Here is a 20,074-nt window from a genome sequence, read left to right as displayed (position 1 = left end):
ATCGCCGACGAGGCCCACGCGCTTGGCTTCGTCTTTGGCACCTTCTGCGACGCGGGATGCGGCGTCGGAGAGGCGGTTTACGATTTCGTCGCCTGCGGTTTTGCGGTCTGGCACCATATCCGACAGTTCAGACTTGGTATCCTCATAGACCTGTTTTGCTTCGCTTGCGGCTGCGGTGAACACGTTCTTGATCTTGTCTTGCTCATCAGCAAACACCCGCTGCGCTTCGGCAAACAGGTGGTCGCGTTCGGCGCCAAGCGTGTCATCCTCAAACCGACTGCGCGGCAAGGCACCGCCCACCGCAGCACCAAGCGCCACGGCAAGACCGCCCATGACCAGCGGCTGATCCTTGAACAGATCCAACGCCACCTGCCCGCCTCGCTTCAAAGCAGCACTGGAAGACGCTTGCGCATCATATGCGAGCTGCCGCGCTGCAAGCACACGGGCCTTGGCTTCTTCGGAAAAGCCTTCGGTTCCCGACAAAAGCCTGGCTTTGAGATCGGCCGCTTTATCGCGCACGGTTCCGGTCGCTTGCGATACCGCGCTCGTCACTGCGCCTGCGCCGCTGCGGACTGACCCCATAACACCCCCCGCATCGTTGTGCATCCGCGTCGAAGCATCGCGATCTTCGGCCTGCCAATCGCTGTCTTGCGCGCCCTCCAACCAATTGCGGCTGGAATCGCGCGAGAACGTGTCGCGGCCTTGTGCGGTGACGCGTTGATCGTTCCACTCATCCCAGTTGTCCGTCGGGATGGCGTCGCGGTTGCGGCGGGCTCGGTCAGAACCGGACAAAGCACCATCACGGCCAGATGCCTGCCCCGAGCTCGTCTGCCCAATGATCAGCCAGGCAAGCCCAACCCCGACCAGCGCCACCGCTGCCGGGTTACGCCCGACGGTCTGGCTGATCGAGCGGCCAAGGTCGCTGCCTGCGCCTTTGATCCCCGAGCCTTTGAACATTGCGCCAAGATCGCTGACGATAGACTCCACAGAGAACTTCTTCTGCAAGTCATTGATCGTGCCGCTCAACCGGGCGCGCTCTTGCTCAATGTCGCGCTCAATCTCATCAGCGGTGCGGGTGTCACTTGTCATTATACGCCTCCTTGATGGTTGTTGCGTCGCGCTGGATGTTGCGCGCCGCGCGGGTCGGCATGAAGTCGATCCGGGTGAGGGCCGATTTGCCCCCCAAAAACAGGGCGAAAGCGATTATCAGCAAGGCGATGCCCACAACGGTTGCAGCCCAAGTTGGCGGTACGCCCGCCCAAATCACCAGTGCAACCAAGGCGGCGGCCAGCACATTTAGCCCGGTGATTGCCACCAAAAGCGCCACGGCCATCATCGCCACAGCGCCGCCCGCCTTGCCGAGGCTTGTGGTGATTTCGGCGCGGGCCAGATCGACCTCGTTGCGCACCAGATTGCTGACATTTCCCATAATGTCCGCCATCATCTCGCCTGCCGATTTTGCGGTGTCAGGAGGTGTCACGTCTGCAAACCTCCTTCTTGCAAGCCGTCGTCAGCCACACTTCCGCCAAACGCATACGCCCCGCCTTGCCGTTGTGCCCCGCCTTGCGACTGCGAACTGCCTTGCGTTTGCGAGCTGCCTTGCGACTGCGAACTGTCTTGCATTTGCGAGCCGTCTTGATCCTGCGCGCTGTAGCTGCTTTGCGACGTCTGAGAGAAATCCAAACGGCTTAGCTGTCCAGACGAAGCTTTGGCAAAACGGCTGGCAGCAAAGCCCAGCAAGGCAGCACCGCCCAAGAACAACACCGGATTTTCTCGCGCAACACGGCTCGCAGCTTGCAAGATTTCGCCGAGATCCTTGTCGCGCAACGCATCCGAAGCGTCCGCAAGGCTGCTGGCGATTTTGCCCAAAGTGCGCTCTTGCGGCGAGCCACCGCGCATTTCTTCCGAGGCGCGCCGCAGCGCCGACGCCGCATCGCTAACCTCGCTTGCAACGCTGGCTTTCGCATCATTGGCCTGCGATTTGACCTGGGCTACGGTGTTGTCAAAAGTCCGGGAGGCTGCCGCTTGTAGGTCTGCCGCCACGCTACCAACCATCGATGTGGCCTCGTCGCTGCGCCCAGCGTAGGGCGTTGTCTCTTCCTGCGTCATCGATTGTTCCTTTCTTCAAATTGCACATAGCCCCGTGCCAAATGCCCACCAGACACCGCCACAGCGCGCTGCCAAAACGGACAAAACCCGCTCATGGCCATGCTCAACTAACCTTGATCCCCCGATTCCGTTCCGCACCCAAAAAAGCGATTTTTCAAAAGAGCACCGAAATCCGCGCGAACAATAGCCGCCCCGCAGGCAGCTCGGTTCGCAGCTTTGGCAACGAGCAACAACGCTCTGAGGATCAGGCGCGGATCGCCACCAAGGTCACACAATCCTGCGCGGTGATGCGGAATTGGGCGCGGTAGGTCGTGCCGGCGAATGCCAAATGAACTTGATCATCGGTGATGCCTACAAGCGTGACGTCATGGAAGCCGGGCATCTGCAGCAAGCGCGATGACAGAGCCTTATAAAGCGACTCCTTCGCTGAAAAGGCCAGTGTCAGAAAGTCGGAGAAAGGCAGCAGCGCAGGACGCAACGCCGCCTCGGTTGGCGTGATTATCTCCGGATGCAGATTTTCAGCCTGTTCGGCCGATATCATGGTTTCGCAATCGACACCCAAGCCTACGTGATGGCGCGAGATCACCGCTATCGCGCGGTTGTCGCTATGGGTGATAGCGCCTGCGATGTCCGAAGGCCAGACGGGCGCGCGGCCTTGCCGAGCCACTTCGGTTGGCAAACTTGCCCAGCGCAAAGCCATCGCAGCACAAAGCCGTCCCGCCAAAAACTCTGTTCGCCGCTTTGCGACAGCCTCTACTAGGTCAGGTACGAGCGTAACGCGAACCGGGCCGAGCGGGTCTTCTGACGTCGCCATTTCGTTGAGGTCAGCCGGAATAAACCGCAACTCGCGCCATATCAGGCCGGGTTCTGCGAAAGGCGCAACAAGGATAAGCGAGCCAGCAATCATGCCGCTAACAAACAGGGGAACGCGATTGAGGTCAATTGATGCGCGCTCGCATACGCGTCGTTTATCGCGACGGCCACACGGCCAGCGGCGCTGGTGTCAGGCTTGGATATACCCCTCATCGCCAAGTGGCATCGCGAAAGTAAACGCAATCTCGCCACCATTGCAGCGTGCGGTAAGCGTGCCGCCATGCCCGCGTGCAATCTCGGAGCTGATATAAAGCCCCAATCCCAGACCGCTTGAGGAATGCGCCTCGGCGCGCCGGAATGGCTGGAACAGTCCCTCCAGCACCGCATCAGGAATCGGCCGACCCTGGTTGATCACCGTAATCGTCAAAACCTCTTGGCTGATATTGGCATCCAGCGTCACCGGGAAGCCCTCAGTTCCGTGCGTCACCGCGTTGCCGATCAGGTTAGAGAGCAGTTGACCGATGCGTTGCGGATCGCAAAAGATAGGCGCGTCCACCTTAGAGCGCACAATGATGTCCTGATCCGAAAACGCTCGGATCTCCGTCACGACATCGTTAATCAGATCATCCAGAATAACGCCCGGTTGCTTTGCCGCAGCGATGCCGCCGCCAAGTCTGCCGCGCGCCAGATCCATTAGGTTTGAGATAATCGAACTCATCCGCGCGATAGATTTCCGCATCTCGCGGCGCACCACGTCAGATTGCGGCACGTTACGCTCTAGCAGACGCAGACCCGCCGAGACTGCCGCTACAGGGTTGCGCAAATCATGGCCGACCACAGCGATGAACTCCTCGCGCAGTCGCGCAGTTTCGCGTTCTGCAATCAAAGCGCGCGCCGTTTCTTCCGACGCGCTTTGCGCTGAAAGCTGACTGGCGATCAATTCTGCAAACAATTTGAACATACCAATCGTCTCTGGCGTATTGATTTTACGCGGATTGGTATCAATTGCACAAAGCGTTCCGAACAGAGTGCCGTCGGTCTGGATAATTGGCACCGAAATATAGCTGCGCAGGCCATATATGCGCGGAGTGTGATGGTCTTTATATTTATCATCCAACGCGGCATCGTCAAACACCACGACCTGCTTGTGTTGGCGGATTTCATCGCAGATCGTGGTTTGCAAGGGCAGCTCATCCCCAGGCTTTAGCCCGAATCCGACATTGTCGAGTGCCGCGCAGGTCAGCCAGGTATCATCGGTGACGCGGGCAACGGCGCTAAAGCCCATTCCTGTCACCCGGCAGCAAACATCAAGGATGAGACCGACCTGTGATATCCGCTGAACGCGCTCCACATGCGTGGCGTGTTTAGCGAGCGACGGCGGAGATGCAGTCATCTTCCATCCTTCATCTGCCAACGTCGGTATATTTGCGCCATAACCTTAAGCATTACCTTTGTTAAACTAATATTTCACATGCGTCGGAACACGACCTAGTCCGCCTTTGCAACTTAAACGTGGGGAATTGCAATCAACACCTGCTTATGCGCGAATCGAGGACTATTTGCCGATTATCAATTTGAATGGCCAATTGAAAGAGTCGCCATCCGGGCACTATAGGCGGATTTGCGCCTTTTTGCTGTTTGACGTTACAGAAATTGGAACCCGCCTCACGCGCCCGCGTTGCTCTGCCAGTGGCCGCCACGGTTACTTTGCTGCCAATTTAGGAGTACCATCATGTTGAAACATAAGACCGCAATTCTCGGCACTTTGTTAAGTGCGACACTTGGCGCTGGTGCTTTTGCGCAAACCACCACGGCTCCGGCAGACACAACGTCACCAGCCGAAACCACCGTGCCTGCCGACAATGCAGCACCCGCCGATGCGACGACAACTCCGCCCGCAGCTTCGACGACCGCACCGGCGGATGGCACAGCCCCAGCAGATACCACTATGCCAGCCGATACTACGGCTCCGTCAACCACAACTGCGCCCGCAGACACCTTGGCACCAACTGACCCGACGGTACCGGCAGATACAACTGCACCAGCCGACACGATGACCGCTCCTGCTGACACCATGACATCGCCCGCAGATTGCGAAGCGCAGTTCATCACGCTTGACGCGGATGCGAACGGATTTCTTTCCGAGACCGAAGCCCCACGCGAATACGCACGCTCGCGCGTAGACTCGATGACACTGCAAGAAACCGGGCTCAGCAGAGAAGAATATTTGAGCCAGTGCAGCAGCGAAGAGTGGACTGAAAATGCCCCGGAACAAGGTGCTCCGTTTGAAGGCGCTAACAGCTTTACCGAACAACAAGCGCGTGACCGCGCAGTTGCCTGGAATGTCACCGATGTCTCCACTTTGGTGCTGGACGACCAAGGTATCTGGCGCGGTGAGGGCAAAGTGAACGGCGCTGCCGTATCAGTTGCCATTGATTACAAGGGCAATGTGGTGACCTCGCCGAAAATGTAAGCGCTTTTCTCGAAATGCGCGTCTAGCAACAAATCGACAACTGGAGAAAACCATGTCAGTCACCACCCGAGTTTACGACGATTACGAAACGGCGCAACAGGCCGTTAACGAAGTCAATTCTCTCGGATTGTCCGGGGTCGAAGTTTCGATCTTGGGCAACGAGAGCATCCGCGATTACTACGACACCAACGTTTCGGGCACAGACACCCTCGGCAGCGAAACAGGTGGAACGGATACCCTCGGCAGCGACTCCCTAGGCACGGGCACTCTTGGCGCCGGAGGCACAGGCGCTCTTGGCGCTGGCACTCTTGGTCTCGGCGGGGCCGGTCTTGGCGGCGATACTCTTGGCACAGTCCCGGCGCGCGATACGGTTACCGGGCGTCCGGATGTGTATGACACTGACGCCAATGCTTCGGGTACCGCCACAGGCGCGGGCATCGGTGCAGCCATTGGCGGCGGTGCCGGCCTTCTAACCGGTCTGGGCTTGCTTGCGATTCCCGGCGTTGGGCCACTGGTTGCGGCGGGCTGGTTTGCAGCTACAGCCGTTGGCGCCGCTGGTGGAGCGTTGGCTGGCGGTGCGGTTGGTGCGATCGTTGACTTGGGTCTGTCCGAAGAAGACGCTCCGGTGTTTTCAGAAGCCATCCGTCGCGGCAACGTTGCAGTCAGCGTGCGCTTCCCAGAAAGCGAGCGCGCCACCGTGCAGAAAGCCCTAGATCGTATTTCGACCACCTCACTGCTGGATCGTCGGGCGCGTTATGAGGCCGAAGGCTGGGACTACAACGAAACCGCAGATGATCGCGAAACGCGTTTGCGTGATACGCCTCCGGTTGATCCGATAAATCGGACGTTCTGATAACCCGCTAGATCACAGAATGGGGCCGCGCTATGCGGCTCCATTTTTCGTTTAAGTCATGATGTGGCGGCTGTTCCTGCGGCCCGCGTTAACTCCCGACGCTCGCCTTCGTTCAACAGCGCGCTGACCACAGCCAGCACCAAATCGGCAGAAGCTCGCGGCGTCAACGTCTCTCCGGTCGCACGACGCAGCCAAATCCCGTCAATAAGCGCCCCGACCGTCAGCACAATTTGCGCAAACCTTTGGGCAGGCAACACCCCAAGAAACGCCGACGCGAGATTAGAGCGCAGCCGCGCGTAAAATATGCGTTGCAAGCGGGCGTAGCGCGGGTTGGTAGCCGACGCTGCACATACCGACAACCAAGCATGGGCAATGTTAGGCTCAAACATATGTTGCGGAAAATTGCCTGCAACGATTGCCTCCAACCGATCCCAGCGCGTCGTAGCACGCGCCAGACCGCGCGAGACCGCCTCCATCAAAACGCGATTGTTCAGCCGCACCATGGCGAACAACACATCGTCCTTGCCGGTGAAGTAGTACGACAAAATACCGGCCGACATCCCCGCTTCTTCGCAAATCCGCTTCGTCGTCATACCGCCAAGCCCGTGCTGCATAAAAACACGATGCGCCGCCTCGATCAACTCTCGCCGACGCAGATCTTCAATACGGGTGCGAACGCTCAATTTAGTCATCATTTTTCTTAGCAGGTCGAAAACTGAACGCCCATACAAAAATTTATGTTGACGTATAAATTTTGCCTGCGCAGGCTTCAAACTAGCAAACAAGGGGATAACCATGCGCAAGGTTCTGGCGGGATTATTGATGACAGCTATCGCAGCGGGTGCCGCCCAAGCGGCCGAGCCCGAAGCCTGTAAAGCGGTGCGAATGTCCGATCTTGGCTGGACCGATATCGGCCTGACCAACGCCACCGCCGAAACTATTCTTAACGCACTGGGCTATCAGGCGACGCAGACGCTGCTCAGCCTCGACGTGACAATGGTGTCGATGCAACGCGGCGATATCGACGTTTTTCAAGGCAACTGGCGGCCATTTCAAGACGTGCAATACGCCAAGTTCTTCGACGATGGCTCGGTTGAGCGCCTGGGGATGAATCTTGAGGGCGCGAAATACACCCTCGCCGTGCCGAAATACGTTGCCGATGCAGGCGTGCATAGTTTCAACGACCTGGCGGCACATGCGGACAAGTTTGAGAAGAAGATTTACGCGATTGAACCGGGCTCTAATCAGCCATTGCTGGATATGGTCGCCGCAAACGCGCATGGCTTGGGCGATTGGACGATTGTGGAAAGCTCGGAAGCCGGGATGCTGGCGGAAGTTGAACGCTCGGTCGCACGCAAGGACTGGATTGTGTTCCTCGGCTGGCAGCCGCATCCGATGAACGTGGTCTATCAGATCGACTATCTCGCGGATGGCGATGCCGAATTCGGCCCGAATTTCGGTGGTGCTTCGGTCTATACCATCGCGCGCAAAGATTACGCCGCCACCTGCCCGAATGTCGGCAAGTTCTTCAGCCAGCTTGCGTTCAACATCGACTACGAAAACGCCGGGATGCAATTGGTGATGGGCGAAGGCATGGAGTTTCCCGCCGCCGCCACTGCTATGATGGCGAAGCATCCCGAAATGGTTGAGGCATGGCTGAAAGACGTTACCACCTTTGACGGCGAGCCCGCTTTGCCTGCGGTGAAGGCCGCGCTGGGCCTGTAAATGACCCTGATGCGTGCGGCTATAATGAACGGCTTTGGCCAGCCCTTGCGGCTGGTCGAACTACCGGTGCCGGCGGCTGGCCCCGGTGAGATTTTGATCCGCCTGGAAGCCAGCGGCGTTTGCCATTCCGACGTGCACATCTGGAAGGGCGAAACCCGTCCCGGCATTGATCCCGATCCGTTCATTCTCGGTCACGAAGGGGTCGGAGAAGTCGCAGCCCTAGGCGAGGGCGTCGAAGGCTGGGCTGTGGGCGAGCGCGCGGGTGCCGCTTGGCTGCATGACACCTGCGGCACCTGCGATCTGTGTCTGGCGGGCGAGGAATCGTTCTGCGCGGCTCAACGTGCGCACGGCTTCAACGTGCCGGGCACCTTTGCCGAATATGTCGTCGCGAAAGCCGCCTTTGCGGTTAAGGTTCCTGCCGGAGATGGCCCTGCTTTGGCACCGCTAATGTGCGCTGGGTTGACAGCTTACGGCGCGATTGAGCGTGCAAAGCTGGCGCATGGCGAAACCTGTGCGATTTTCGGTTGCGGCGGTCTGGGCATGTTTGCCGTCCAGCTTGCCGCGCGAAAGGGTGCTACGGTGATCGCCGTTGATAGCGACCCTGCCAAGCTGGAAATCGCCCGGCAAATGGGTGCAAGCGCCACCGAACTCGCGGTGCCGGGGTTGGCAGAGGCGTGGCCATCGTCTCAGCGCGCCCATGCAACGATCAATTTCGCACCAACCACTCGCACTTGGCCCGCAATGCTGGCTGCGACGCGGCCTTTGGGCAGGATCGTTGCGGCAGCGATGGTGGCAGAACCCGTGCCGCTCAGCCAAGAATGGCTGACCTGGACCGGCATCACTCTGACCGGCACAAGCGTCGGCACGCGGAGGCAGATGGCCGCGTTGATGCAGCTTCACGTCGACGCCCCGCTGCAAAGCGCGGTCGAAGTGATCCGCTTGCAAGACGCTTCCGACGCGCTGATGGCTTTGGATCAAGGCTGCGCGAAGGCTCGGTTTTCCATCGCCTTCTGACACTGGCGCTTAACGCCCCGTCATCCTATCCTCGCCACCAATGCGGCTGATGTGGAGACTGGTATGACGCGTATCGACCTGAACTCTGACCTCGGCGAAGGCTACGGCCCTTGGGCGATGGGCGATGATGCGGCGATGCTAAAGCTGGTCAGCAGTGCCAATATCGCCTGCGGCGGCCATGCCAGCGACCCCGAGACGATGTATCAAACCCTGCTTTTAGCGGCGCAAAACGGCGTCAGTATTGGTGCGCACCCCGGCTATAACGACCCGCTGGGCTTTGGTCGCCGCATCATTCCGATGGCCCCGCCAGAGATCGGTCGCATGGTTGCCGCGCAGATCGGCAGCTTGCAGGCGATGGCATTGCTGGCAGGAACCCGCGTGGCTTACGTCAAGCCCCACGGCGCGCTCGGCAATCTCGCCGGCGATGATGGTGCGGTAGCCGATGCGATTGCGGTGGCGATAAAAGCGATTTCACCCGATCTGGCCGTGCTCGCAATTTCCGGCACCGAGTTGGAACATGCCGCCCGCGCCGCTGGTATCACCGTGTTTTCCGAGATTTTCGCAGACCGTGGCTATACGCCTCAAGGTCGCCTCGTTCCGAGATCCCAACCCGGCGCGATGATCCATGACCCGATTGCGGCCGTCGCGCGCTTGCTGTCGTTCCTCGACTCTGGCCTGATGCCAACAGTCGGCGGCGATCCAATCCGCCTCGCCGCCCAGTCGATCTGCGTGCATGGCGATAGCCCCGGCGCGGTCGAAATGGCCCGCCAAATCCGCAACCGCCTTGGCGCTGCGGGCGTCACCATCGCCGCGTTCCTGTAACCCATGACACCGACCCCCAGCGTCCCGATTTTCCGCGCCATCGCCGAGCGCGCCGTGCTGGTCGAGTTTGGCATTTCCTTGGACCAAGCCGCGCATGATGCCGTGTTGCGGATGGATAAAGCATTAGTTGCCAATCCCTGCCTGGGTTTCCGCGAAGCCGTGCCCGCCTTCGTCAACCTGTTGGTTGAGTTCGATCCGCTGACCACCGATCATCCCGCAGTCATCGACCATCTGCGCAGCCTGCTCAGCGCCCAGCCCAAAGTCCACAAGCCCAGCGCCGAGCGTGAGGTGCTAGTATGCTACGAAGGCTCGCCCGACCTAAACGCTGTGGCGCAGCAAACCGGCCTTTCACCGGAAGCCGTTATAAACGCACATCTTTCCGGCGATTATGCGGTGTTCATGTATGGCTTTGCGCCCGGCTACGCCTATCTCGGCGGTGTGCCCGAAGCGATCCGGCTAGACCGCAAGCCTGCGCCCGTGCGCAATATCCCCGCAGGTTCCGTGATGATCGCAGGCGCGCAATGCCTTGTGACCACGCTGGTGATGCCGACCGGATGGTGGATCATTGGTCGCTCCCCCACACCAATCCTAACCCAAAACCCCGCCCGCCCGTTTCTGTTCGATGTCGGGGACAAGGTGCGCTTTCGCCGCATTAGCCCCGCGGAATACGAGGCGGCGCTATGACCGACGCCACGCTCAGCGTCAGCTTCGCAGGCCCGCATGTCACCATCCAAGACGCCGGTCGCCCCGGCTTGATGCGCTACGGTGTGCCCGCCTCTGGCCCGATGGACCGCAGTAGTTTCCGTCTGGCAAATGCTGCGCTCGGCAACACCGCCGATCATCCCGGCATCGAAGTATCCCTCGGTGGCCTGACACTTCAATGCTTGAGCGGAGCCGTCACCTTAGCCCTAGCAGGCGGTGGCTTCATCGCAGAAACCCCCAATCGCACTCTCGGCACGTGGAACATCTTCACCCTGAAAGCAGGCGAAACCCTCACCATTCGCCCCGGCCCTTGGGGCAGTTGGACCTACCTCGCCTTCGCAGGCAACCTACAGGCGAAGCAATGGTTGGGCAGCGGCGCCACCCACGGCTCGTCCGGTTTCGGCGGCGGCAAGCTGACCACTGGCCAAAGCCTGACCATCACCAACGCGCAAACCCGCCCTGACCGCGAAGGCCGGATTTCCTGCCCGGTCTGGGCGCGCCCACGCCATGTGCTGCGCTGCACCCTCGGTCCGCAAGACCGTTTTTTTGACGCGGAAACTCTCACCACGTTCACCACTGCGCGCTTCGAGATGACCGACGCTTTCGACCGCATGGGCCTACGCCTGCGCGGCCCCGCCTTGGTTCCCGTGGAGGCCCTTTCGATTCCGTCCGAACCCATCCTGCGCGGTTCGGTGCAAGTTTCCGGCGATGGCACCGCCACAGTGCTGCTGTCAGATCACCAAACCACCGGGGGCTATCCGAAGATCGCCACGGTTATCTCCTATGACCTCGACAGCTTTGTCCAATGCCGCCCACGCGACGCCGTGGCTTTCCAAACCATCCCACCACAACAGGCCATCGAAACAACGCGGCAAAGAGCATCCCGCTTTGCCGCGTTTGAGGATCGGATCCGACAGCGCTAGATGCCGTGCCCAGCCCAGGGCCCGTGGCTGTCGGCGATACCGTCCACCCGCTCAAACCCGTGTGCTCCGAAGAAATCGCGCTGGGCTTGGATCATGTTGGCGGTCGAACGCCCGGTCCGCATCATGTCAAACCATGCCAGACCCGAGGCCAAAGCCGGTAGCGGTAAACCACTCAACGCCCCTGCCGCAATCACTTGCCTTAAAGCGCCGTGGGTCGCTTTCAGATGGTCGGCAAAGAACGGTGCCAGCATCAGATTGCGGCTAGGATCATCGGTTAAAGCCGTCGCCATATCGTTCAGCATCGACGACCTAATGATACAGCCCTCGCGCCAAACCCGCGCGATATCCGGCAGCGGCATTGGCCAGCTAAACTGCTTAGAAGCGGCCGAAATCAAGGCAAAGCCCTGCGCATAGCACAGGATTTTACCCGCAATCATCGCTTGTTCCAACTGCGCCAACGTCACATCGGCAGTCGCTTTCGGAGCGGCACCAAACACCGCCTCACCCGCCAGACGCTCCTCTAGCCGCGACGACAGGTTACGCGCCATCACTGCCGCCTCAATCGCCGGAATGGTCGCGGCCAAATGCTGCGCCTCAATCACCGTCCAGCGGCCCGTGCCTTTTTGACCGGCGCGGTCCAAGATCATATCCAGCATCGGTTTGCCGGAATAAGTATCGGTCGCCGACGCAACTTCGCCCGAAATCTCAATCAGATAAGATTGCAGCGGGCCTTGGTTCCATGCCTTAAACGTCTCGGCAATCGCCGCCGCATCCATGCCCAAACCATCCCGCATCACGCCGTAAACCTCGGCGATCATCTGCATGTCGGCGTATTCGATGCCGTTATGCACGGCTTTAACGAAATGCCCCGCCCCGGCTGGCCCCATGTAGTCGGCGCAAGGCTCGCCCTTATATTTTGCCGCAATCGCGTTCAGCACGGGTGCGACCCGATCCCAGTCACTGCGCAAACCGCCGCCCATGATCGCCGGGCCATGCCGCGCACCCTCTGCCCCGCCCGACACGCCAATGCCAAGGAAATGCGGCCCACTGAGAGCCGCCGCGGCAGAGCGCCGATCGGTATCGTGGAACAACGCATTGCCTGCATCGATGATCAGATCATCACGGTCCAACAGCGGCGTCAGATCGGCGATCATCTCGTCCACCGGAGCGCCCGCCGGCACCAACAAAATGATCGCGCGCGGTTTGGCAATCGCAGCGACCAGATCGGCCAAAGTCTCACACGGGGTTATCTTATCGGCCAACACCCCCGCTTCAGCCTTAAAAACATGCGTTACCGAAGCTGTGCGGTTCCACACCGCAATCGGAAAGCCCTTTTCTGCGATGTTCAGGGCAAGCATTGCCCCCATTGTGCCAAGGCCGATCAGGCCAATTTGCGATTGGGTCATGGTGTCTGCACTCCGACGCGGTTCAAGGTGATAGCGTATAGGCTGGTTGTGGCGGTGATGAAAAGCTGGTGCTTGGCCCGCCCACCAAAGCAGATGTTGGAGACTCTTTCGGGCACGAGGATTTTGCCCATCAGATGACCGTCAGGTGCAATGCAATGCACGCCGTCGCCAGCTGACGACCACAGATTGCCCTCGGTGTCACAGCGAATTCCGTCAGCTTTGCCCGTGCTGATGCTGTGGAACATCCGGCTCTGTTGCGGTCTGCCCGAAGCCATGGAAAAACTGCGGATATGGTGCGGGTCGTCATGATACATGCGTCCAGTGTCAGCAACGTATAGCACCGACTCATCCGGGCTAAAGGCCAAGCCGTTCGGGCAATTGAAGTCGATCAGCACTGCCTCAATCGTGCCATCGGGATCAACACGGTAAACGTAACACGGCAGCTCTTGCTCTGCGGCAAAGCCTTCGTAATTTGAGCCGATGCCATAGTGCGGATCGGTAAACCAGATTGAGCCATCCGACTTTACCACCACATCATTCGGCGAATTCAAAAGCTTCCCCTGATAACTGTCAGCGATAACCGTGATCGCGCCGTCCAATTCCGTTCGGGTCACACGCCGCGTTCCGTGCTCGCACGAGACCAAGCGCCCCTGCCGATCTCGGGTATGGCCGTTGGCGTAATTCGACGGCGCACGGTAGGTCGAAATCCCCGCTCCGGGCGTGTAGCGCAGGATCCTATTGTTGGGGATATCAGAAAACAGCAGGCATCCGGCATCGCCAAACCACACCGGACCTTCCACCCAATCAAACCCGCTCGCCAACTGTTTAACTGGCGCGTTGCCCAGCACGAAGCGGCCAAATGCGGGGTCATGGATTTCAAAAAATGACACGGCACGGCCTCCCCTCACACAATGTGAGCGATATCATAGCGCAAGGTCAAACCGAAAGGTATCCTGTTGCATACCGGACCCGTGCGCGGTGGATGCCCGCCAATCTAGCCGAATAGGCGTTGGTTGCGAAAATCCGCAATACCGGGCAAGTTGCAGCGGGGGTCTTGCCTCATTTCGATTGAAACAGGAGTCATTTATGAATTTCGACCAATTCCTTGGCAGCGGCGCCGTTTTTCTGGCGATTGCGCTTTTTATCATCGTCGCTTTATTCAAAGCTATCCGCATCGTGCCGCAAAGTGAAAAGTTTGTAGTTGAACGGCTCGGCCGCCTGCGCTCAGTTCTCGGGCCGGGCATAAACTTTACTGTGCCGTTTCTTGATCGTGTCGCGCATAAAATATCCATTCTGGAACGCCAGTTGCCCACCGCGCATCAAGACGCAATCACCACTGATAACGTGCTGGTCAAAGTTGAAACATCGGTGTTCTACCGGGTGATCTCGCCTGAAAAGACGGTTTACCGGATCAAAGATGTGGACTCTGCGATTGCCACCACCGTTGCTGGTATCGTGCGCTCGGAAATCGGCAAGATGGAACTTGACCAAGTGCAATCCAACCGCAACGAACTGACCGCCAATATTCACCAGCATGTGCGCGCAATGGTCGAAGATTGGGGCATCGAAGTGACTCGCGCCGAGATTCTGGACGTGTCGCTGGATGAAGCCACTCGCCACGCCATGATGCAGCAGTTGAACGCCGAACGCGCCCGCCGCGCACAAGTCACCGAGGCCGAGGGTAAAAAGCGTGCGGTTGAACTGAATGCCGACGCCGAACTTTACGCAGCTGAACAAGGTGCGAAAGCCCGTCGCGTTCTGGCCGATGCCGAGGCCTATGCAACCGAAGTCATTGCAGGCGCGATCAAGGAAAACGGCATTGAGGCCGCGCAGTATCAGGTTGCGCTGAAACAGGTTGAGGCGCTGACGACCGTTGGCCAGGGTGCCGGAAAACAAATGATCATCGTACCAGCGCAGGCTTTGGAGGCGTTTGGTGATGCGTTCAAAATGCTGAAAGGGCGGACTTAAATGTGGAATGTCTGGTGGGTTTGGATTGCGGGCGGCTTTGCCTTGGGCGTGGCAGAGGTGCTGCTACCCGGCTTTATCTTCTTGGGCTTCGCACTCGGCGCGGTGCTGACGGGGATTCTGCTTGGCATCGGCCTATCGGTCAGCTTGCCTCTGCTGCTGTTAATCTTTGCCCTGCTGTCGCTGGCGTCTTGGATCGGCCTGCGCGCCACGCTCGGCGCGCAAAAGGGCCAGGTCAAACTGTGGGACAAAGACATCAATGACAACTGAGCCGCGCTGATGGATTTCATGGGTTGCAAGGTGGCGCTGCTGTGTGGCGATGCCTTGCTGACCTATCTGCGCGATGACAAGCCCGGTTTGCCGTGGCGCGCGAAGTGGGATCTTCCGGGCGGCGGTCGCGAAGGTGATGAAACACCCGAAACCTGCGTGCTGCGCGAATTGCATGAGGAGTTCGGACTTCATTTTCCGCCGGATCGGCTGATTTGGCGGCAAGTCTGGCCCAGCATGATCGACGCCACCCGTCTGTCGGTGTTTTTCGCAGGTCATATCTCTTCGGCAGAAATCACCGCCATTCGCTTTGGCGATGAGGGACAGTATTGGCAAATGATGCCGCTCGCCGAATACCTAGCCCACCCGAACGCCATCCCGGAACTCCAACGACGCATTTCGGCTGCACTGCCACATCTGTGACCCGCACGATTGCACCGCCGCCCTGCGCCGCAAACGCATCAAGCCTTTCCGTCGCTGTCACCGTTTTGTAGGGTAAGGCGCGATGAGGGGGATGAATGTGAGCGACGACACCGTAACGCCGATGATGGCGCAATATCTAGAGATCAAAGCGCAAGACCCCGGCGCGTTGCTGTTTTACCGGATGGGCGATTTCTATGAGATGTTCTTCGACGATGCCGTGGCCGCAGCCGAGGCTTTGGACATTGCGCTGACCAAACGCGGCTTTCACCAAGGCGAGCCGATTTCGATGTGCGGCGTGCCTTATCATGCCTCGGAGGGCTATCTTCTGACGCTGATCCGAAAAGGCTTTCGCGTCGCGATTGCCGAGCAGATGGAAGACCCCGCCGAGGCGAAAAAACGCGGCTATAAGTCAGTTGTCCGTCGCGCCGTGGTGCGGTTGGTGACGCCAGGCACGCTAACCGAAGATTCCTTGCTAGAGGCGCGGCGGCACAATTACCTCGTCGCGTTCGCAGATGTCCGCGAGGACGGCGCTTTGGCTTGGGTGGATATCTCAACCGGTGAGATGCGCGTGATGCCTTGCCCGGAAGTGCGGCTGGCCCCGGAACTTGCGCGGCTGTCCCCGCGTGAAGTACTGGTTTCGGAAGCGCGGGAGGGCGATCTGGCCTTATTGGTGACTGAATCGGGCGCGGCGCTTACCGCCCTGTCACGCGGTAGCTTCGATTCGACCAGCTCGGAGAAACGACTGCGCAGTCTATGGAACGTCGGTTCGCTCGACGCTTTTGGCACGTTCGGGCGGGCAGAAATCTCGGCGATGGGCGCGCTGGTTGATTATCTTGACCTCACCCAACGCGGCAAACTTCCACTCTTGCGACCGCCTCTGCGCGAAACCCCCAACAGCGCGATGCAGATTGATGCCTCAACCCGGCGCAACTTGGAGATCACCCAAGCCCTGTCCGGCGGTCGCGAAGGCTCACTGCTCGCCGCAGTAGATCGCACGGTCACCGCTGCGGGCGCGCGTCTGCTGGAACGTCGGCTGTCCAGCCCCTCACGCGATCTGTCGGTGATCCACCAGCGCCTTGAGGCGGTGCGATTTTTGCTGGAGCAAAGCCGACTGCGCGAAGATCTGCGCGCCGATTTGCGCCGTGTGCCGGATATTGATCGCGCCTTGTCGCGCCTCGCCCTAGATCGCGGCGGCCCTCGCGATCTGACCGCAATTCGCGCCGGACTGACCCAAGCTCAAAGCATCGCCTCGCGGTTGTCAGAGGTGCCGTCTCTGCTCGGCGATGCTGCGAAATCGTTGGTCGGCCACGGCCCGCTAATTGACTTGCTGGACGAAGCCCTAATCGCAGAGCCACCGCTGATGGCGCGCGATGGCGGCTATATCGCGGCGGGTTATGATGCCGAACTCGACGAAACCCGCCGCCTGCGTGACGAAGGCCGAGGCGTTATCGCGCAGATGCAGGCCGAATATATCACGCTGTCAGGCGTCCAAAGCCTTAAAATCAAGCATAACAACGTGCTTGGCTACTTCATCGAAACCACCACAACTCACGCTGAACGGATGTTCACGCCGGAGTTGGCCGAGACGTTCATTCATCGCCAAACCACCGCCAATCAGGTGCGCTTCACCACGCTGCCGCTGAACGAGATCGAAACCAAGATCCTCAACGCAGGCAATCACGCGCTGGAAATCGAAAAGCGCCACTACGAAGCACTGAAGGCGGCCATTTTGGACCAATCCGGCCCAATCGGAGCGGCCGCGCGTGGCTTGGCTGAGATCGACCTCAGCGGCGCGCTTGCTGATCTTGCGGCCGCGGAAAACTGGACGCAACCCCGCGTCGATAACAGCCACGCCTTTAACGTGACAGGCGGGCGGCACCCGGTGGTGGAGCGGGCTCTGCGCAGGCAAAGTGGGGCTGCGTTTGTGGCAAATGACTGCGCGCTGACCGAGGATAAAACTCCGGCAATCTGGCTGCTGACCGGGCCGAATATGGCGGGTAAATCGACCTTCCTCCGTCAAAACGCGCTGATTGCCCTGTTGGCGCAGGCGGGCAGCTTTGTGCCAGCATCTGCGGCGCATATCGGTCTGGTCAGCCAGTTGTTCAGCCGGGTTGGCGCTTCGGATGATCTGGCGCGTGGACGCTCTACCTTCATGGTGGAAATGGTCGAAACTGCGGCAATTCTCAACCAAGCCGATGACCGCGCTTTGGTCATTCTCGATGAAATCGGCCGCGGCACGGCAACCTATGACGGGCTGTCGATTGCTTGGGCAACCATGGAGCATCTGCACGAAACCAACCGCTGTCGCGCATTGTTCGCCACGCATTACCACGAAATGACGGCGCTTTCCGCCAAGCTCGACGGGGTGGAAAACGCCACCGTGACCGTCAAAGAATGGGACGGAGAGGTTATCTTCCTGCATGAAGTCAAAAAGGGAGCCGCAGATCGCAGCTATGGCGTGCAAGTAGCCCGGCTGGCGGGATTGCCTGCATCGGTGATTGAGCGGGCAAAAGTGGTGTTGGAGGCTTTGGAATCAGGCGAGCGCGAAGGTGGCTTGCGGCAAAAGGCGCTGATTGACGATCTGCCACTGTTCCGTGCCATGCCCCCGCCTGCACCAAAAACCATTGTGAAAGCTTCAAAGGTGGAAGCGGCGCTGAAAGACGTGCTGCCGGATGACCTGACGCCAATACAGGCGCTGCGGCTGGTCTATGAACTAAAAGAAATGCTGAAAACTTAAACTAATTCGCTTCCGCCTGGGCTCGGATAGCTCACGGAAGGTCTGTCACATTGGCTCGAGGCCAATGTGACTTGGAGGGTGTTAGACCCTCCGATGCCAACAGCAAATCAGCCTTGGTTGTTCGAAGATACGCCGACCTGCGCTGGACGCAGCAGGCGGTCATGCAGCATGAAGCCCACGCCCAGAACTTGAATGATCTGGCCAGCTTTGGTGTCGGGCAGCGGCGCTTCAAACATCGCTTGATGCAGCTGCGGATCGAAAACCGCGCCAACTTCAGGATTGATCTCATCCACGCCGTGTTTTTTGAGCACGTTGGTCAGTTCGCGCATGGTCAACTCTAACCCCTCAATCAGGGCCGGAGCCTGCGCGCGTGTATCGTCGGACGCCGCATCAAGCGCGCGCTTCAAGTTGTCGTAAACCGGCAGCATGTCACGCGCGAGTTTTGAGCCGCCGTATTGCTCCGCCTCGCGCCGATCACGCTCACCGCGCTTGCGGGCGTTTTCGGCATCAGCCAACGCGCGCATGAAACGGTCGCGCATTTCATCCCGCTCGGCGCGCAGCGTTTCCATTTCGTCAGCTGCGACAAAATCTTCGAGCCCTTCGAGATCGCCGTTCTCTGGGGCGGTATTTTCCTGCGCCATCGTCTTTCCTTACATTCCGTTCCGCTTTGGGCTGCTTTAGCCCGAACCGCGTTCGGACAAAAGCCTGCCGACCAGTTGTGCGGTGTAATCGACAATCGGAACAATCCGGCCATAGTTCAGCCGGGTCGGTCCGATCACGCCCACCGCGCCAATGATCTTTCGATCAGCGTTCATATAGGGAGAGACCACCAGAGAGGAACCCGAAAGTGAAAAGAGTTTGTTCTCAGAACCGATAAATATGCGCACACCTTCGCCAGTTTCGGCCAGTTCAAGGAAATCAGCGATGTCGCGCTTGCGTTCAAGGTCGTCGAACAGGATACGAATGCGGTCAATGTCTTGAGCTTCGGCAGAGTTTTCGATCAGATTAGAACGGCCACGCACGATCAACCGCTCGGAATGTTCGTCGGAATTATCCCACAGGGCAATGCCACTTTCGACCAGCGCCCGCGCAAGCGAATCAATTTCCTGACGCCGGGTGGCAATTTCTTGGCCTATACTGCGCCGCAACTCGGAGAGGGTTTTGCCTTCAGCAAGCGCATTGAGAAAATTCGCGGCTTCGCGCATCGAAGACGGCGTTTGACCGGGCGGCGGGGTGAAAACGCGGTTTTCCACATGGCCGTTGGCGAACACCAGTACCACCAAAGCCCGATCGGCGGCGAGGCTGACAAATTCAATGTGGCGAATCGGTGCCTCGGCCTTGGGCGCAAGCACCACCGTGGCGCCTTTGGTGATGCCAGAGAGCGTGCCGCCGATATGGTCCAGCAGGCTTGTGATGTCCTGATCATTGCTCGCAGAGGCGGTGTCGATCAATTGCCGGTCTTCAGCGGCAACCGCGCCAACCTCAAGCAAACCATCTACGAACATCCGCAGACCCTTTTGAGTTGGTATTCGACCCGCCGAAATATGCGGGCTGTCCAGCAGGCCCAAAAGCTCCAGGTCTTGCATCACGTTACGGATCGTGGCCGCCGACAGCCGTTCGGACATGCTGCGCGTCAAAGTTCGCGAGCCCACGGGATCACCCGATGCCAAATAGCCTTCGACGACGCGGCGAAACACTTCGCGAGAGCGATCATTCATCTCGGACAGGATCTTAGTGCCATTGGTGGTCATCGAAAAGTCCCTGCTGTTGGCTTCATTAAGGAGGCTGCGGCGCGAACGTCAATGGAGGGTTGCATCAGATGCGGCCCAAGGACTATTTGGA

The 20,074-nt window shown here is 59.2% G+C and carries 21 protein-coding genes; 11 read left to right on the top strand and 10 right to left on the bottom strand.

What is annotated here, in order from left to right:
• From JWS10_RS06035 to JWS10_RS06015, 5 genes are all read right to left on the bottom strand, one after another.
• The coding region (locus tag JWS10_RS06035) for a DUF3618 domain-containing protein (protein ID WP_299505511.1) at positions 1 to 1,089 on the bottom strand (1,089 nt) is incomplete at its 3' end.
• On the bottom strand, positions 1,079 to 1,480 hold the full coding sequence (locus tag JWS10_RS06030) for a phage holin family protein (protein ID WP_299475746.1): 402 nt from the start codon (positions 1,478 to 1,480) through the stop codon (positions 1,079 to 1,081). The genes JWS10_RS06030 and JWS10_RS06035, both read right to left, overlap by 11 nt.
• Positions 1,477 to 2,109, bottom strand: coding sequence for a hypothetical protein (locus JWS10_RS06025; RefSeq protein WP_299505509.1), 633 nt, complete (start codon positions 2,107 to 2,109; stop codon positions 1,477 to 1,479). The genes JWS10_RS06030 and JWS10_RS06025 overlap by 4 nt, the downstream gene beginning before the upstream one ends.
• A gap of 244 nt (positions 2,110 to 2,353) precedes the next feature.
• Positions 2,354 to 3,016, bottom strand: a complete 663-nt coding sequence (locus tag JWS10_RS06020; protein ID WP_299505508.1) for a 4'-phosphopantetheinyl transferase — start codon at positions 3,014 to 3,016, stop codon at positions 2,354 to 2,356.
• A 96-nt stretch (positions 3,017 to 3,112) separates the two neighbouring features.
• Positions 3,113 to 4,315, bottom strand: coding sequence for a GAF domain-containing sensor histidine kinase (locus JWS10_RS06015; RefSeq protein WP_299505507.1), 1,203 nt, complete (start codon positions 4,313 to 4,315; stop codon positions 3,113 to 3,115).
• A 339-nt stretch (positions 4,316 to 4,654) separates the two neighbouring features.
• On the opposite strand from JWS10_RS06015, the gene JWS10_RS06010 reads away from it, so the two are divergent.
• Both JWS10_RS06010 and JWS10_RS06005 read left to right on the top strand, forming a co-directional pair.
• A complete protein-coding gene (locus tag JWS10_RS06010) occupies positions 4,655 to 5,395 on the top strand; it encodes a hypothetical protein (protein WP_299505506.1) in 741 nt (246 codons plus the stop codon).
• Positions 5,396 to 5,447: 52 nt separating this feature from the next.
• Complete coding sequence (locus JWS10_RS06005) at positions 5,448 to 6,248, top strand: hypothetical protein (RefSeq protein WP_299505504.1); 801 nt, start codon at positions 5,448 to 5,450, stop codon at positions 6,246 to 6,248.
• 56 nt (positions 6,249 to 6,304) lie between these two features.
• Here JWS10_RS06005 and betI read toward each other — a convergent pair whose 3' ends face one another.
• The gene (gene betI / locus JWS10_RS06000; RefSeq protein ID WP_299505503.1) at positions 6,305 to 6,940 is read right to left on the bottom strand and encodes a transcriptional regulator BetI; all 636 of its coding nucleotides are present in this window, start codon (positions 6,938 to 6,940) and stop codon (positions 6,305 to 6,307) included.
• Between the two features lie 103 nt (positions 6,941 to 7,043).
• Here betI and choX point away from each other — a divergent pair, with 103 nt between their 5' ends.
• The 5 genes from choX (at position 7,044) to JWS10_RS05975 (ending at position 11,434) form a co-directional block, all read left to right on the top strand.
• On the top strand, positions 7,044 to 7,973 hold the full coding sequence (choX, locus tag JWS10_RS05995; RefSeq protein WP_299478153.1) for a choline ABC transporter substrate-binding protein: 930 nt from the start codon (positions 7,044 to 7,046) through the stop codon (positions 7,971 to 7,973).
• A complete protein-coding gene (locus JWS10_RS05990) occupies positions 7,974 to 8,987 on the top strand; it encodes an alcohol dehydrogenase catalytic domain-containing protein (protein ID WP_299505501.1) in 1,014 nt (337 codons plus the stop codon). It abuts the gene before it with no gap.
• A gap of 63 nt (positions 8,988 to 9,050) precedes the next feature.
• Complete coding sequence (locus JWS10_RS05985; protein ID WP_299505500.1) at positions 9,051 to 9,809, top strand: 5-oxoprolinase subunit PxpA; 759 nt, start codon at positions 9,051 to 9,053, stop codon at positions 9,807 to 9,809.
• A 3-nt stretch (positions 9,810 to 9,812) separates the two neighbouring features.
• Positions 9,813 to 10,493 carry an allophanate hydrolase subunit 1 gene (locus tag JWS10_RS05980; protein WP_299505498.1) on the top strand — a complete coding sequence of 227 codons (681 nt, stop codon included), beginning with the start codon at positions 9,813 to 9,815 and terminating at the stop codon, positions 10,491 to 10,493.
• Positions 10,490 to 11,434 (top strand): biotin-dependent carboxyltransferase family protein, encoded by a 945-nt coding sequence (locus JWS10_RS05975; RefSeq protein WP_299505497.1) that lies wholly within the window; start codon positions 10,490 to 10,492, stop codon positions 11,432 to 11,434. The genes JWS10_RS05980 and JWS10_RS05975 overlap by 4 nt, the downstream gene beginning before the upstream one ends.
• Here the strand turns inward: JWS10_RS05975 and gndA are convergent.
• Together gndA and JWS10_RS05965 are read right to left on the bottom strand one after the other, a co-directional pair.
• A complete protein-coding gene (gndA, locus tag JWS10_RS05970; RefSeq protein ID WP_299505496.1) occupies positions 11,431 to 12,840 on the bottom strand; it encodes an NADP-dependent phosphogluconate dehydrogenase in 1,410 nt (469 codons plus the stop codon). The genes JWS10_RS05975 and gndA overlap by 4 nt on opposite strands.
• A complete protein-coding gene (locus JWS10_RS05965; protein WP_299505495.1) occupies positions 12,837 to 13,730 on the bottom strand; it encodes an SMP-30/gluconolactonase/LRE family protein in 894 nt (297 codons plus the stop codon). Before JWS10_RS05965 ends, gndA begins: the two co-directional genes overlap by 4 nt.
• Before the next feature lie 196 nt (positions 13,731 to 13,926).
• Between JWS10_RS05965 and JWS10_RS05960 the strand changes: the two genes are divergently transcribed.
• The 4 genes from JWS10_RS05960 (at position 13,927) to mutS (ending at position 18,232) form a co-directional block, all read left to right on the top strand.
• The gene (locus JWS10_RS05960) at positions 13,927 to 14,808 is read left to right on the top strand and encodes an SPFH domain-containing protein (RefSeq protein WP_299505494.1); all 882 of its coding nucleotides are present in this window, start codon (positions 13,927 to 13,929) and stop codon (positions 14,806 to 14,808) included.
• Positions 14,809 to 15,075, top strand: a complete 267-nt coding sequence (locus tag JWS10_RS05955; RefSeq protein ID WP_299505493.1) for a hypothetical protein — start codon at positions 14,809 to 14,811, stop codon at positions 15,073 to 15,075.
• A gap of 9 nt (positions 15,076 to 15,084) precedes the next feature.
• A complete protein-coding gene (locus tag JWS10_RS05950; RefSeq protein WP_299505491.1) occupies positions 15,085 to 15,495 on the top strand; it encodes an NUDIX hydrolase in 411 nt (136 codons plus the stop codon).
• 82 nt (positions 15,496 to 15,577) lie between these two features.
• Positions 15,578 to 18,232, top strand: a complete 2,655-nt coding sequence (gene mutS / locus JWS10_RS05945; RefSeq protein ID WP_299505490.1) for a DNA mismatch repair protein MutS — start codon at positions 15,578 to 15,580, stop codon at positions 18,230 to 18,232.
• A 107-nt stretch (positions 18,233 to 18,339) separates the two neighbouring features.
• Here the strand turns inward: mutS and JWS10_RS05940 are convergent, their stop codons facing one another.
• Together JWS10_RS05940 and hrcA are read right to left on the bottom strand one after the other, a co-directional pair.
• Positions 18,340 to 18,873, bottom strand: a complete 534-nt coding sequence (locus JWS10_RS05940) for a nucleotide exchange factor GrpE (RefSeq protein WP_299505489.1) — start codon at positions 18,871 to 18,873, stop codon at positions 18,340 to 18,342.
• 36 nt (positions 18,874 to 18,909) lie between these two features.
• Positions 18,910 to 19,983, bottom strand: a complete 1,074-nt coding sequence (hrcA, locus tag JWS10_RS05935) for a heat-inducible transcriptional repressor HrcA (protein WP_299473974.1) — start codon at positions 19,981 to 19,983, stop codon at positions 18,910 to 18,912.
• Positions 19,984 to 20,074: the final 91 nt, after the last annotated feature.

Source organism: Cypionkella sp. (genome assembly GCF_028290025.1).
Lineage (GTDB): Bacteria > Pseudomonadota > Alphaproteobacteria > Rhodobacterales > Rhodobacteraceae > Cypionkella.
The sequence above is the reverse complement of the archived record's forward strand: the minus strand, read 5'-3'. Positions and strand labels throughout refer to the sequence as shown.

Excerpts from the sequence above, each read along its gene's own strand:
- betI (WP_299505503.1), bottom strand. The coding sequence starts at position 6,940 with ATGACTAAATTGAGCGTTCGCACCCGTATTGAAGATCTGCGTCGGCGA.
- mutS (WP_299505490.1), top strand. The coding sequence starts at position 15,578 with ATGAGGGGGATGAATGTGAGCGACGACACCGTAACGCCGATGATGGCG.
- hrcA (WP_299473974.1), bottom strand. The coding sequence starts at position 19,983 with ATGACCACCAATGGCACTAAGATCCTGTCCGAGATGAATGATCGCTCT.
- JWS10_RS06020 (WP_299505508.1), bottom strand. The coding sequence starts at position 3,016 with ATGATTGCTGGCTCGCTTATCCTTGTTGCGCCTTTCGCAGAACCCGGC.
- JWS10_RS06015 (WP_299505507.1), bottom strand. The coding sequence starts at position 4,315 with ATGACTGCATCTCCGCCGTCGCTCGCTAAACACGCCACGCATGTGGAG.
- JWS10_RS05960 (WP_299505494.1), top strand. The coding sequence starts at position 13,927 with ATGAATTTCGACCAATTCCTTGGCAGCGGCGCCGTTTTTCTGGCGATT.
- JWS10_RS05955 (WP_299505493.1), top strand. The coding sequence starts at position 14,809 with ATGTGGAATGTCTGGTGGGTTTGGATTGCGGGCGGCTTTGCCTTGGGC.
- choX (WP_299478153.1), top strand. The coding sequence starts at position 7,044 with ATGCGCAAGGTTCTGGCGGGATTATTGATGACAGCTATCGCAGCGGGT.
- JWS10_RS06025 (WP_299505509.1), bottom strand. The coding sequence starts at position 2,109 with ATGACGCAGGAAGAGACAACGCCCTACGCTGGGCGCAGCGACGAGGCC.
- JWS10_RS05950 (WP_299505491.1), top strand. The coding sequence starts at position 15,085 with ATGGATTTCATGGGTTGCAAGGTGGCGCTGCTGTGTGGCGATGCCTTG.
- JWS10_RS05985 (WP_299505500.1), top strand. The coding sequence starts at position 9,051 with ATGACGCGTATCGACCTGAACTCTGACCTCGGCGAAGGCTACGGCCCT.
- JWS10_RS05980 (WP_299505498.1), top strand. The coding sequence starts at position 9,813 with ATGACACCGACCCCCAGCGTCCCGATTTTCCGCGCCATCGCCGAGCGC.
- gndA (WP_299505496.1), bottom strand. The coding sequence starts at position 12,840 with ATGACCCAATCGCAAATTGGCCTGATCGGCCTTGGCACAATGGGGGCA.
- JWS10_RS05975 (WP_299505497.1), top strand. The coding sequence starts at position 10,490 with ATGACCGACGCCACGCTCAGCGTCAGCTTCGCAGGCCCGCATGTCACC.
- JWS10_RS05990 (WP_299505501.1), top strand. The coding sequence starts at position 7,974 with ATGACCCTGATGCGTGCGGCTATAATGAACGGCTTTGGCCAGCCCTTG.
- JWS10_RS06010 (WP_299505506.1), top strand. The coding sequence starts at position 4,655 with ATGTTGAAACATAAGACCGCAATTCTCGGCACTTTGTTAAGTGCGACA.
- JWS10_RS05940 (WP_299505489.1), bottom strand. The coding sequence starts at position 18,873 with ATGGCGCAGGAAAATACCGCCCCAGAGAACGGCGATCTCGAAGGGCTC.
- JWS10_RS06005 (WP_299505504.1), top strand. The coding sequence starts at position 5,448 with ATGTCAGTCACCACCCGAGTTTACGACGATTACGAAACGGCGCAACAG.